The 13,471-nt window shown below is 58.2% G+C and carries 10 protein-coding genes and 1 riboswitch; of the genes, 5 read left to right on the forward strand and 5 right to left on the reverse strand.

Annotated features, from left to right (window positions below):
• Positions 1-12: 12 nt before the first annotated feature.
• Complete coding sequence (gene gatA / locus O77CONTIG1_RS20710) at positions 13-1,470, reverse strand: Asp-tRNA(Asn)/Glu-tRNA(Gln) amidotransferase subunit GatA (protein ID WP_068514674.1); 1,458 nt, start codon at positions 1,468-1,470, stop codon at positions 13-15.
• Between the two features lie 460 nt (positions 1,471-1,930).
• Between gatA and O77CONTIG1_RS20715 the strand changes: the two genes are divergently transcribed.
• Complete coding sequence (locus O77CONTIG1_RS20715; protein WP_156435526.1) at positions 1,931-3,268, forward strand: serine hydrolase; 1,338 nt, start codon at positions 1,931-1,933, stop codon at positions 3,266-3,268.
• On the forward strand, positions 3,268-4,158 hold the full coding sequence (locus O77CONTIG1_RS20720) for a carbohydrate ABC transporter permease (RefSeq protein WP_068514683.1): 891 nt from the start codon (positions 3,268-3,270) through the stop codon (positions 4,156-4,158). The genes O77CONTIG1_RS20715 and O77CONTIG1_RS20720 overlap by 1 nt, the downstream gene beginning before the upstream one ends.
• A gap of 124 nt (positions 4,159-4,282) precedes the next feature.
• Here O77CONTIG1_RS20720 and O77CONTIG1_RS20725 read toward each other — a convergent pair whose 3' ends face one another.
• Together O77CONTIG1_RS20725 and O77CONTIG1_RS20730 are read right to left on the reverse strand one after the other, a co-directional pair.
• Positions 4,283-4,633: a hypothetical protein gene (locus O77CONTIG1_RS20725; RefSeq protein WP_156435528.1), complete on the reverse strand. Its 351-nt coding sequence runs from the start codon at positions 4,631-4,633 to the stop codon at positions 4,283-4,285.
• Entirely contained in the window at positions 4,609-5,247 is a 639-nt protein-coding gene (locus tag O77CONTIG1_RS20730) for a hypothetical protein (protein WP_068514688.1), read from the reverse strand. The genes O77CONTIG1_RS20725 and O77CONTIG1_RS20730 overlap by 25 nt, the downstream gene beginning before the upstream one ends.
• Before the next feature lie 185 nt (positions 5,248-5,432).
• Here O77CONTIG1_RS20730 and O77CONTIG1_RS20735 point away from each other — a divergent pair, with 185 nt between their 5' ends.
• A complete protein-coding gene (locus tag O77CONTIG1_RS20735) occupies positions 5,433-6,560 on the forward strand; it encodes a pentapeptide repeat-containing protein (RefSeq protein WP_068514692.1) in 1,128 nt (375 codons plus the stop codon).
• A gap of 584 nt (positions 6,561-7,144) precedes the next feature.
• Positions 7,145-9,955, forward strand: coding sequence for a calcium-binding protein (locus tag O77CONTIG1_RS27265; RefSeq protein WP_156435529.1), 2,811 nt, complete (start codon positions 7,145-7,147; stop codon positions 9,953-9,955).
• Positions 9,956-9,976: 21 nt separating this feature from the next.
• On the opposite strand, the gene O77CONTIG1_RS20745 is transcribed toward O77CONTIG1_RS27265, so the two are convergent.
• On the reverse strand, positions 9,977-10,600 hold the full coding sequence (locus O77CONTIG1_RS20745) for a DUF4126 domain-containing protein (protein ID WP_068514698.1): 624 nt from the start codon (positions 10,598-10,600) through the stop codon (positions 9,977-9,979).
• 124 nt (positions 10,601-10,724) lie between these two features.
• On the reverse strand, positions 10,725-12,215 hold the full coding sequence (locus O77CONTIG1_RS20750; protein WP_068514700.1) for a sodium:solute symporter family transporter: 1,491 nt from the start codon (positions 12,213-12,215) through the stop codon (positions 10,725-10,727).
• Between the two features lie 304 nt (positions 12,216-12,519).
• Positions 12,520-12,644: riboswitch (TPP riboswitch) on the reverse strand.
• Positions 12,645-12,734: 90 nt separating this feature from the next.
• On the opposite strand from O77CONTIG1_RS20750, the gene O77CONTIG1_RS20755 reads away from it, so the two are divergent.
• A complete protein-coding gene (locus tag O77CONTIG1_RS20755; RefSeq protein WP_068514703.1) occupies positions 12,735-13,451 on the forward strand; it encodes a Uma2 family endonuclease in 717 nt (238 codons plus the stop codon).
• Positions 13,452-13,471 lie beyond the last annotated feature (20 nt).

Here is a 13,471-nt window from a genome sequence, read left to right on the forward strand (position 1 = left end):
CCCGCGCCAGTCCTAGACTACAGGCGCTTTCTTATGCCACTCCGTCGTCTGCTCATAGGCATGGGCCACACTCAGCAGCAGGTCTTCCCGCAGCACGTTGCCAATCATCTGCAGGCCAATCGGCAAGCCCTGTTCGTCAAAACCGCAGGGCAGACTGAGGGCAGGCAATCCCGCCAGGTTCACCGGAATCGTCATCAGGTCAGACAGGTACATGCTGAGCGGATCATCGGTCTTTTCGCCCGCCTTGAAGGCCGTTGTCGGTGAGGTGGGGCACACCAGCACGTCCACTTTTTGGAAGGCAATCTCAAAGTCTTGCTTGATCAGCGTCCGCACCTTTTGCGCCTTGAGGTAGTAGGCATCGTAATAGCCCGCTGACAGCGCATAGGTGCCAATCATGATGCGCCGCTTCACCTCTGCGCCAAAGCCCTTAGCGCGGGTCTTGGCGTACATATCTAGTAGGTTTTCGGGGTCGTCGGCGCGAAAGCCATACTTCACGCCGTCGTAGCGGGCCAGGTTGGCCGAGGCTTCAGACGGGGCGATGATGTAGTACGTAGGCAGCCCATAGCGAAACTTAGGACAGTTAATCACCTGGATTTCGGCACCGAGTGCTTGCAAGGTTTCAACGGCTTTGGTGACGGCCGCTTCTACGGTAGAGTCCAGCCCTTCGCCAAAGGTTTCTTGAATTACGCCAATCCGCAGTTTGCCTCGCGGCTTGAAGTCGGGCTTGAGGGCAGCGGCGTAGTCAGGGATTTCGACCTTAAGGCTGGTGGAGTCCTGCGGGTCATACCCAGCGATCGCCCCCAGCAAGATTGCCGCGTCTTCCACCGTGCGAGCAAAGGGACCAATCTGATCCAGCGACGAGGCGTAGGCCACCAGCCCATAGCGCGACACCAGCCCGTAGGTCGGCTTCATGCCCACCACGCCACAGAGAGACGCAGGTTGACGGATCGAACCACCCGTATCTGATCCCAGCGCCACAACGCACTGCCCCGCGGCCACCGCTGCGGCAGAACCGCCCGAAGATCCACCCGGTACGCGCTCCAAATCCCACGGGTTCGCCGTCACCTGATAGGCAGAGGTTTCCGTCGAACTGCCCATCGCAAACTCGTCCATATTCGTTTTGCCCACCATCACCGCGCCTGCATCGAACAAGCGCTGCGTCACGGTGGACTCGTAGGGCGGCACAAAGTTTTCCAGAATGCGGGAGCCGCAGGTGGTGCGGATGCCTTTCGTGCAGAGGTTATCCTTGATGCCAATCGGAATGCCCGCCAGCAGCCCAATTTCCTCACCGGCTGCAATCTGGGCATCCACGCGCTGCGCCTGGGCGATCGCCCGGTCGGCCGTCACGCTGATAAAGCTGTGCAGTTTGGGTTCTAGGGCTTGAACCCGCTCCAGGGCTTCGGTGGCAATTTCGACGGCCGAGCGCTCTTTGCGGACGAGCTGTTGATGCAACTCACGGATGGATGCCATTGGAGAACCTCAAAATGAAACGGAAACGCGGTGCGTAGACGGCAATCGGAGCAGATGGCAAAAAACTCCAACCCTCACTCTAGACGATTTCCAGACGCTTTTTGGCGATCGCCCCACCCAAGCCGAGCCACCCTGACCTCCTATGGCTTTGCGCCCTCTATTCCCCAGTGCCCCAACGTCTATCTACTGGAGCGTTCCGGTTTAATCCGCAAGCCATATACTTGAACTGGCCTAGTGGTCTGACCGCAATGCCCTGGGCAGCTGCTTCCGCCACAACTTCTTGCCAGATTGCGTCACACTGCACCATTCAAATACGGAGAATGGTCTTATTATTTAACTTTAATTAAGTTCAGTTACAGAGTTGCTTGTTCAAAGTCGAACTTCGTCGAACTTCCCTCGTCGAACTTCAAAGTTTCACTGATGGATACGCATCTGGTCTTGCGTGGTGAGGAGTGAATCCGTGGTCGCAATCATGAAATCAGTGGCGCATCGCTGGTGGTGGTATGCCCTCGTTGCACCCATCAGCGCAGTCGGAGTCATGGCAGGATCTGTCCTGGTTCATTCTTATCCAGCCCTGACACCCGTGCTGGAGCGTCCCTCCGAAGAGGGGGAATCTCTCATTTCTGAAGCCAAGTCGCTGGCAGAGCTATACGAAATCCGCGATCGCCTCCAGCAAGACATCGAGAACCAGCCGCCCACCCTGGTTTCCGTGGCAACAGGAGCGGCCTCTACCCCCACAAACTTGCTAGAAAAGCTGCAAGCGGTCGAAATCCGCATTGGCGTGGAAGAATCTGCCAAAGCAAGCTGGGAACAAGCCATCCGCACGGCAAATCAGGCGGTTGAACTGAAGCAACAGCCAGACCAAACCGAGGAAACCATTGCCAAGCGCTATCAGCTCTGGAAATCTGCAACCGATTCGCTGCGGGAAGTGTCCGCCGATTCATTTGTGGGGGAACAGGCTGCCAAGAAGCTGAAGGAATATGAGGGCATCTTGAGCGTGGTGGCCTACGAATACGACACTGCCCGCTCCGGGTTCCTGAAGGCGATCGCCGACAGCACAGGCATGGGCGCTCGCGTTCATGTCACGGTCTGCACGCTAGAGCGCGAGTGTCGCCGCTATCAGGGCAAAGAGCCACCCGCCAGCCCCGCCAGCCTGATCAAGGTGCCGCTGGCGATCGCCACAATGGAAAAGCTGACCCGCGAAAAGATCGACCCCAACACGCCAATTTTCATCGACCGCAGCAACTACACGGAAGACGCAGCCAAGATCTGGGTCGGCACGGAGTACCCGATTCGGCAGGTGCTTCTGCAAATGATTACCCACAGCAGCAACATCGCCACGAATCAACTCATTGACTACGTGGGCTGGGAAGCGATTAACCAAACCCTGCGCGATCGCGGCTACGAATACACCCGCGTTAGCACCAAGCTCGTTGGTAACTACACCTACCCTACTGCCAACATGGGCGGCGTGCCCAACGAAATCAACATGGACGAACTCACCGACATGATGGTGAGCGTCTATAACAATGAAGTCCCCGGTGCAGACCTGATTTTGGAAGGACTCGTAAACCAGTACGACTGGGAATTGGGCTATGAGGCCATTCGGCGACCCGCTGTGTGGATTGGCGAAAAAACGGGGCAAAACTCCAGCGTACTGGGCACGACCGTCGGCGTGAACATCAAGGGCAAACGCTACGTCATTTCGGTCGCCATTAATTACACCGCCAGCGAACCCGCTGTGAAGCAGGTGATCTCTGGCATTGTGAAGCATTTAATAGACCACGACGGCTTCTGATGTCCCCAAGGTTTCAAAGGCCCGGTGGGGGCGATCGCCCTTCACAGGATACCCTCACTGCATGGCTGTTTCTCGCCCCAGCGCTGACGTTTTTAGGCGTTTTTGTATTTTTCCCGATTGCCTATCTCGCCTATCTCAGCCTGACCCAGGGCAGCTTCACTCGCAGCGGCGTGCATTGGGTGGGTTTAGGAAACTACGAACGCTTGCTGGCTACGCCCGATTTCTGGCAGGTCTTGGGCAATACGGTTTACTTCACCGTGGCAACCGTCCTGCCCAGCTTGGTCTTGCCGCTTGGATTGGCTGTGTTGCTAAATCGAGCCGTGAAGTTTCGGGACTGGCTGCGAGCGGCCTATTTCATCCCTTCGATTACGTCTTTGGTCGCCGTAGGTCTGGGCTGGCGCTGGCTATTTCAAACCGACGGCCCCGTCAATGCGGCGCTGGGCTGGCTGGGGGTTGATCCAATTCCGTGGCTGGGCAGCACTACTTGGGCCATGCCCGTGCTAATTTTGTTCAGCATTTGGAAGCAGCTTGGATTTAACCTCGTCGTTTTTTTAGCAGGGCTGCAAACCATTCCCCAAAGCCGCTACGAAGCCGCCGAGCTAGACGGAGCCAATGACTGGCAGCAGTTTTGGCACATTACACTCCCCGGACTGCGACCGACTCTGATCTTTGCCATTGTCACAACGACCCTCTTCACGCTCCGCAGCTTCGAGCAGCCCTACGTGATCACAGGCGGCGGCCCGCTGAATACCACGAACCTACTGGTCTATTACGTCTACACCGAAGCCTTCGCCCAGTTTGATTTTGGCTATGCGGCGGCGGCGGCGACCCTGCTGCTGCTCGTCACGCTGCTGCTGATTTATCTCCAGTTCACAAGGATGAACGAATAAAAGCGCAAATCCCTGGCAGCATTCTATGCAGCAATTGGCCCTTGAATGGCTAATCGCTACAGTCGTCTGTGGGTCATAACAACTGCCCAATATTTTCGTTTGGAATGTTGACTAGTAACCAGACCTAGAGAGCCAGTAGACGCTCAATCAATGGTGGCTTGTTTATTTTTTTAGGAACAGTGATTCCTAATTCCTCAGCCCAGGCGAGAAGACAATCTTTTGTCACCTGCTTTTGATTTAGGTCGGCTTTTAGCTGGGCCGCGGGCACAGAACTGGGGTCTTGGCGGAATTGTTTGAGCCTAGCTGCAAGATCGCTGAGATCGACGGTCTTTCTACCCGTAGAGCGCGAGGCAGCGGGACGTTGCTTGAGGCTTTCTACGCTGTGGGTGAGGTTGGAAATCGCATCGGTGAGGTGGTTGAGCCGTCTTTCCAAAAGGTCTAGCTTGTTTTCTAGGAGGGCGATCGCCCCCTCCACCCCCATTCCCCAGCACCCACCAAACTCGACAGCCGCGCCAGCGTTTGATCCAGCTTTTGATCAAGCGTTTGATTCAGCTTTTGATCGAGCATAGAACTGAGCGATCGCATCAGCGTTTCCAGCATCAGATCAGACGCAGATACGATTGACTGGGGCGTAGAACTGGAATACATCGGGGCGGATTCTTGAGGTTCAGCCGCTGCTTGAAGGGGCGAGGCAGGGTTATCGGCGGAGGTGTCTGGAGGAGTGGCTAGAGAAGTGTCTAGCAACATGGCGAATTCAGCTTGCGTCACCTTCACCTCTTCATCGCTCAAGTCAAACACCCATGCCCACAGCGTCTCAATGCCCATCTCCTCCGCAACCTTAACCCAATCGGCTCCGTAAATCGCTTCGTATTCCTTTTCATCGCCGAGGCTATCGGTGCGGCGCACCACAATGGGGATCAAATTACTCTTGTGATTCTCCAGGCTCCAGCGCAACTCCGCATAGCGTTCAGGAGAAATCTCTGGCTGCGATCGCACGCCCACCGTGTAGGTATAGACCTGTCCGTGGCTGAGGGGCTGAATTTTCAAGCTTTCGCGAATCAGCCTGCGACGCTCGTGATAGTCGGCCATAGTGTTGTAATGGGTGGTGTGATGGGGGATGTAATATGAATAGCCCCCCGTTCGTGTTCTAGCGTGAATGATTCCCGCAAGAGGCGCAAGCGGGCAATCCCTCATCGGTTAGGCTGGAGGTGTTTGATCGATTGCTAGGGGCCTAGAGTTCCGTGCTAAAGCCAATTTCTTCCCTTTTTCCTGCTATGGATCGAAAAGATATCATGGCGCTGCTAACGGTCGCCGTCTTTTTGGGATCGCTGGTCACCGCCGTGGGATTGGTTCGTATGGGCAATGCCGCAAAGGCCGGGCGAGTGAACCAGCTCTTGCGGACGAAAGCCTGCGTCAGTTGTGACCTGGAGCGCGTCAGGCTGAATAATGCAGAACTCGATGAAGTAGACCTACAATATGCCAACCTCCAGGATGTCTTGATGCGCGGGGCTGACCTGAAGCGGGCAAACCTGAGTAGTGCCAACCTGACCAGAGCCGCCCTGGACAGAGCCGATCTGCGGAAGGGGCTGCTGACAGATGCGACGCTGGGTGGAGCCGTGTTGATGGACGCGCGACTAGAAGAAGCCGACCTGCGGCGGGCTTATCTAGGGGATGCCGACCTAGAGCGGGCCCGGCTCAATGCGGCCTATCTGGGGGAAGCGATTTTTAGTCGGGCAAATTTGCGGGCAGCCACGCTCAACCGAGCCTACTTGGTTGGGGCCAACTTGGGCGAGGCCAACTTGACCGGCGTGGATGCTCGAAATGCCGATATGCGGCGGGCTTACTTGGGCAATGCACGACTCAAGGATGCGCGGCTTCGCAATGCCAACCTGTCGCGGGCCAACCTGACCCGCACCGACATGCGCCGCGCCAGGCTGCAACAGACTGCACTCAATGATACTGACCTGACGGCAGCCAACTTGAGTGAGGCAAACCTGACGGCAGCCAGTCTGCTGCGGGCCAATCTGGGGCGGGCCCAACTGCCAGGGGCGACCCTGCAACGGGCAAACCTGCAATCGGCCAACCTACGGCGCTCTGACCTGACGGGGGCGAACCTGACCGACGCAAATCTAACGGGGGCGAGCTTGAACGGCGCAAAGCTGGACGGGGCGATTCTTTGCCGCACGACGATGCCCGATGGGGCGATCGCCCACGATGATTGCCCCGTTCCCCTCGATCCGTTCGCTCCCAATTCACCAACCACTCCCCGAAAGCTCCTGCCGCCCGCGTTTCACCCACAGAAGCCGCGCCTACTGGAACTCCCTCGCCCATGCCCACGCCCTGATTCGGAGTTTGCAAGTCGCAGTTTTGGATCGCATTTTCCCCATCAGGCTCCTCCGTAATCTTTGTGACCTGCTGCAATCAGCAGACTCGGCTTCATCAAGCTGGGATAATTTTGCGAATAATTCAGGAAATTTTTGAGAAATCGAGCAAATCCGCATTTGGGCGATCGCTCTTGTCTGTGTGGTTTGACGCAGACAATGGGATGCCTCCGCCAAAGAGTAATGCGGTTCTGTAAGCTCACTCGGCTTTGAACATCAAGCAACTGTGAGGTTAGCAACCTACAGACGCGGAGATTAACAGGTGTGAAGTCTTCTTAAAGAGTCGCGCAGAGAGCCGAAGCCATTTTCTGATAAGGGGTTGGGCGATCGCCCCTAGCATTTTAGGTGAAAAATCCAGTTCCCAAAGTTTTCGGAGGTCTTTGTCTAAAGCAGCACCGCACACTTTGTATTGTCAGGGTTTCTCATCTCCGGTATTTTGCCGAATTTATGCAGTTCTCCGGTCGTCCGCCCGGATTTCGGCAAGGGGGTCAGTACTAGAGATTGGCTCTCAGGGGTCAGCGGGTGGGAAGGGTGATGGGTCAAGGCCCGCGTCCTGTCGCATCCGCTTGCAGCCAGCTTTACGACAGTCTGGGAGGATTGCATTCATGCCAACAGCACGTTTGCCAACAGCACGTTTGGAGGAGGAGCGGTCAATCACAGGGCGATCTATAGAGCGATCGCTCGGCATCGGTCTAACCAGCATCAACGACTTTTCGCCCCAGCTTCCGTTTCTGGATCTGTTCAAAACCGCTCGCGCCTGGATTCCGCAAACTGAACAGGTCTGGGACACCCGTGAAACAGTGCTCAATCTGGATGCCCACGGCTGGCCCACCCGTCTGCCCACTGCCGCCAACGGCACGACCTACACCAAGCTCAGCACGCTGCTGCTGCGCGACATCCCCGGAGCCTATCGCCCCGGTCACTATGTGGTGATGTATGACGGGCAGGGCACGCTGGAATATGGTTTTAACGCCGCAAAACTAGAGAACCTGTCCCGGCCCGGCCGCGACGTAATCCAGGTCGATCCCGCCAAAGACGCGGGCATTCTGCTCTCGATCACCGCGACCGACCCGCAGAAAACGGGCGACTACCTGCGAAACATCCGCGTTTATCACGAAGATGACCTGCCCTTGGTGGCGCAGGGTTTGATTTTTAACCCCACGTTCCAGGAGCGGATTCGCAACTTTGGCACGCTGCGGTTTATGGACTGGATGGAGACCAACGATTCCACCCAGCGCGAGTGGCGCGATCGCCCCAAACCGACCGACGCAAGCTGGGCCTGGAAGGGCGCATCGGTGGAAACAATGGTGGCCCTGGCGAATGAAATGCAGGTGTCGCCCTGGTTCAACATGCCGCACCAGGCAACGGATGAATACATCGCCAACTTCGCCGCCTACGTGCGCGACCATCTCGACCCCAACCTGCGAGTGTATGTGGAATTTTCCAACGAGGTGTGGAACTGGCAGTTTGAGCAGGCCCACTATGCCCAGGCGCAGGCCGAAGCCCGCTGGGGCAAAGACGTGCAGGGCGGCTGGATGCAGTGGTACGGCATGAGGGCGGCGCAGACCGCCAAGATCTGGAAGGACACCTTTGCAGAAAAGAGCGGTGGCAATCGCCTTGCAGCGCAAGATCGCGTCATCGCTGTGCTGGCTACGCAAACGGGCTGGAAGGGGCTAGAAACCTATGCGCTAAACACGCCCGCCTGGGTTGCTGAGGGCAACGAACCCGCCTGGAAAGCCGTCGATGCCTACGCCGTTACGGGCTACTTTGGCAACAATCTGGGCAGCCCCACCCACGCCAACACGGTGCGCTCTTGGCTCTCGGAACCCGACGGCGGCTTTGCCAAAGCCTTTCAGCACCTCCGCGAGGGCGGCCTGCTGGGCGACAGCAAAGATTCCGTCAAAGACACGATCGCCCTATTTAAGTACCATGCCGACGTGGCCAAGCGCCACAATTTGCAACTGGTGGCCTACGAAGGCGGGCAGCACATCGTCGGCACGTCGGGCATCGAAAACGACGCGCAGTTGACCGAGTTTTTCATTGCGCTCAACCGTCGCCCCGAAATGGGTGAACTCTATCAACAACTGCTCGACGGCTGGAAAGAGTCAGGCGGCACGCTGTTCAATCATTTCGTCGATATTGCCCGCCCCAGCAAATGGGGCAGTTGGGGCATGATGGAGAGCCTTTATCAGACCGATGCGCCCAAATATACCGCCCTGCAAGCCTTCATGAGCGCCAATCCCCGCTGGTGGGCAGAACCAGACTTGGGCACTGTGTCGCCAGAACCACCCCGCCCGTCTGACCCGCTGAACCTAGCGGGAACCGACGGCAACGATCGGTTAATCGGCGGCGACGGCAGCGACACGCTGATGGGTGGTGCGGGCGACGATACGCTGATGGGGCACGATGGGGGCGATCGCCTCGACGGGGGCCCTGGGGCCGATGAGCTAGTCGGCGGCAAGGGCAATGATACCTACAGGGTGGATCATGCGGGCGATCGCGTGATTGAGCAAGCCGACGGCGGCATCGACACTGTGGAAGCCAGCATCAGCTACACTCTGCCCGACCCTGTAGAAAACCTGACGCTGAAGGGCACAGCGCTAGAGGGCATCGGCAACGCACTGCGTAACGGGATGTTGGGCAATTCCCGCAGCAACATGCTGAGGGGCATGGGCGGCCACGACCGGATGCGCGGCTTCGACGGACACGACTGGATGGATGGGGGCAGCGGCAACGACACGCTGGAGGGCGGTCGCGGCAACGATACCTATGTCGTAGCCAGCCTCGGCGATGGGGTCATCGAACTGCTCAGGGCAGGAGCTGATACGATCATCGCTCTAGTGAGTTGGGTGCTGGGCAATCCTGTAGAAAACCTCACTCTCAGCGGCGATGCCCTCACGGGGCGCGGCAATGGGCTGAGCAATCTGATCATTGGCAATGGAGCCGATAACCTGCTCTTGGGGGGGGGCGGCGGCGACACCCTGCGCGGCGAGGGCGGGAATGACACGCTCAAAGGGGAAGCCGGAAATGACGTGCTGATCGGCAATGCGGGGAACGACCTGCTGGTGGGTGGCGTAGGACGTGACACGCTGACTGGCGGCGCAGGTCGCGACTCCTTTGACCTATCTACCACCCGCAGCGACGGACTGGACACGCTGATTGACTTTCGCCCCGGTGAAGATGTGCTGCGGGTTCCCGCCGCCGAGTTTAATCTCGCAGATTTAGCAGGGACATTGCCCACAACGCTTCTACGCCAAGGCACGCGGGCCGTTCGAGAAGGCGATCGCTTCATTTACGACCGCAGCACGGGCAACCTGTTCTTTGACCCCGACGGCAGCGGCAGCGCTCCCCAGGTGCAGATTGCTCAACTCCCCATTGGCGCGGCGCTAGCGGCGACGAATATCCTGGTGATTTAGCAGCGTGTTTTAGCAGTCGCTTCAGGTGGACGGGGGCAGCATGTCGGAATCAGGCGCAGGTAATTCCGTCGCGGGCTGTCCCAGCAGCCCTGTCCGCACTCGCAGCCATAGCCGCCCCAATAGCCCCAACAGTCCTAGGAGCAAGCCGATCGCTGCGCCCGGAAGGGCGATCGCCAGCACCGACAGCACCACCGCGATCAGGATTTCCAGCGACGTAATCAAAAAATTCGCCAGTCCGCCTGTGAAGATTGTGGTTAACTGCCGCGAAAACCCCGACAGCCCCCGCATTGCGCCGGCCGCACCACCCCCCGCCAAAATCGCCAAACTCCACCCCAAAAACGGGTCTAGCCCGCTGGAGAACGCCGCCGTCAGCAGTGTCCCCGCAATAATCGACGCGGGAAAGGCAACCAAATCCAGCAGCGTATCCAGCCAGGGCACAAAGTAGGCGATCACCTCCACCAGCACCGCCACGCCCAGCGTCAGGAGGGCTGGGAACGAATCCACCCACTGCAAATCGGGCGTGACGGGGAAATGCCCAAATAGCGCCGCCATGCTCAGCACCAAAAACGGAACCAGCAGCCGAAAGCCAGCCGCCGCGCTGAGGCCGATGCCGATGCAGAGGTCGATGATGAGGTTCCAGTCCATTTAGGGGGGTCGGCGTAGTGCAGGGCTGAGGTCGTGGAGGCTTGGGGTACAGATGCTTGACTGGCAGTTTAAAAATTACAAATCCAAAAATTACAAATCCAAAATCAAGAATTGCTGGAAGCCCCTACTTGCTGATGTTAATCTGATCGGGTGCGAGAGCGGCGTAGGCGCGGCTACGATCGCCCAGGGTGGCAAAATCAAATTGTGCCGCACGAGGGGCGATCGCACTTCCAAGGAGGGCTATTCCAGCAGAAACGGCGATCGCCACGGCAAAGCTCACCAGCAGGTCGCCCGCAAAGGGCAGACTGTTCCAGGGCGAAAAGTCGGGCTTTGGGAAAAACAGGGCACCCGCGCCGATGCCTGCGATCGCGCTGAGGAACGCCGTTTTGCCTGTGATGCGGCGAGAGTAGAGGCCCCAAACGACCGGAAACAGGGCTCCGGCGCAGACCAGATCCGCCAGCAGAAACAGATACAGCACGTCGAAGCCCCGCGCTGCGATGGCGATCGCCGGAAGCCCCACTGCCACCGTTAGCAGCCGCGACGCTCGCAGCAGTCCGCTGGTCTGCATTTGCGGAAACAGGCGAATCAAGTCAATGGTAAACACGCTGGCAATGCCATTCAGCAAAGAAGACAGCGTACTCATCACCAGCGCCAGCGCCAGCACCAGCACCAGCACCGTGAACCACAGCGGCAAAGCAAGCTGCTGCAACAGAGAAAAGAAAGCGCGATCGTCCGTGAAGCCCAAGCTGGCCGCCAGCAGCCCCAGCGCCCCCGCTACCATCAGCAGCGGCAGAATGATCACGGCGGAACCCAGAAACGATTGCTGTACGGTCTTGTCGGTGCGGCTGGCGTAGACCCGCTGCCAGTTTGCCTGGTTAAACACCTCAGCAGCAACAATTGCCAGCACCAGGGTTGCGCCAAACTTGATGCCGTCTATATTTCCCAGCGAGAGTAACTGGGGTGCATTCAGCCGCACGGGTTGCAGTGCCGCTTCCCAGCCGCCCATCGCCACCAGCGCTACCCCAAAGCTGATTAGCAGCAGCGGCACCATCACCGCAAACTGGATCGCGTCGGTGAAAATCGTTGCGCCCAAGCCGCCGTAGGTGGTGTAGACGAACGTTGCGGCGATGACCACCAGCGCCGTCCAGCCGAGGGGCACGTCTGCTAGGATTTGCACCGCTTTGGCGATCGCCGTCAGTTCTGCCGCCAGGTAGATGAACATATAAAACACAATCACGCCCAGCGCTAGCAGATACATCGCATTGCCAAAGCGATACAGCACAAACTCGTTGAGCGAGTGACCCTGCGGCAAAATTCGGCGCAGGCGCGGGCCGATTTGGGTAAACAGCGCCAGCGGAGCCGCTGACCCCAGGCAATAGCCAACGATGCCCGCAATGCCGCTGCTGGCTCCCACCTGGGGCGGACTAAACAAAATCCACACGCCCAGCGCCGACGCAACCACAGTGGCAAACGACATCCACGGGCCAAACCGATTGCGGCTGACCATGTAATCTTCTAAGCTCATCGTCTGCTGGCTAGCCCGCACCAGCCCCAGCAAGGCAAACCCGCCCGCCGTCGCCAGCGTCACCAGCAGTGCCACAGATTGAACCGACATGCTCAAACCCTCCTCTGGGAATTGTTCGGTAAAGTCGCTAGAGGCTGGTTTGGTCTTGGGGATTGTCGCAGCTTGTTTGCAAGCGAGTGTCGCTGAATCTAGTCTGTCCTTGCAGGTTTTTGCCAGGATTTACGCAAGCCCTCGTGAATGCAACTCGGATGCTTGCGCGAATTGACCGGACTGATGTTGAAGACGCGATCGCGAACGGTGACGTGAATAGATTGGAGGGCAGCTTGGGGTAGGGTAGAGGGCGATCGCCCCCACCCATTTCACTCACCTAATTCTGCCAACCCTTCGGATGTCGTCGATGCAAACCTCGCTTCCCTCCGCTGGCATAACCCAGTCTCAGGTTCCAAGGGTGTAATCTCAGCCCGCTCTGTCTTGATTCATGTCTTGATTCAGACAAGGCAGGCACCCCTAGCTTGAGAAGCATTCTATCATTGAGCGACCGTTTCTCAGCCGCTAGAATCAAGTCACGCGCTCTCAAGCCCCTCGCGCTGTTGCTCTCACTCCGCTGCCATGCTTAAGTTCTACGATCCGCGCCTCTGCCTGCCCTCGTCCGAAGAACTGCCCGACTCCGACGAAACGCCCGTGGATAACGAACTCCAAGACCTGATGCCCGGTTTGTTGAAAGCAATCCTGGCCCAGATCTGGGCCGATCGGCAGGACTGGTTTTTTGGCGTAGACATGGGCATCTACTACGACCCGGAGGAGCCAGCCATCGTCCCCGACGGCTTTTTGAGCCTGGGCGTGGAGCGGATTGTAGACGAAGAATTGCGCCTTAGCTATGTGCTGTGGGAGGAGCAGAACATCGTTCCAGTGCTGGTGCTGGAGGTTGTCTCGCGCAAGTATCGGGGCGAATACAGCAGCAAAAAAGCCTTTTATGCTGAGATGGGCGTGAAATACTACGCCGTTTATTCCACGCGCCGCCGCCGCAAACCGCCGCTAGAAATCTACCGCCTGCAAGACGGTGTGTACACGCTCCAGCGCGACAATCCCCTGTGGATGCCGGAAATTGGGCTGGGGCTGGGGCGCGATCGCGGCACGTACCTAGGCATCACGCGGGAATGGCTGTACTGGTATTCTGAAGCGGGCGATCGCTACCCCACGCCTGAAGAACGCGCAGCCCAGGCAGAAGCAGAACTCGCTGCCGAACGCCAGCGCACCCAGCTCCTCCTGGAGCAACTGCGGCGGCGCGGCATCGACCCGACGGAGCTACTGGAAGGACTGGAATAGGGCGATCGCCCACTAGCATT

This window comes from Leptolyngbya sp. O-77, assembly GCF_001548395.1.
In the GTDB taxonomy this organism is placed as follows: domain Bacteria; phylum Cyanobacteriota; class Cyanobacteriia; order Elainellales; family Elainellaceae; genus Thermoleptolyngbya.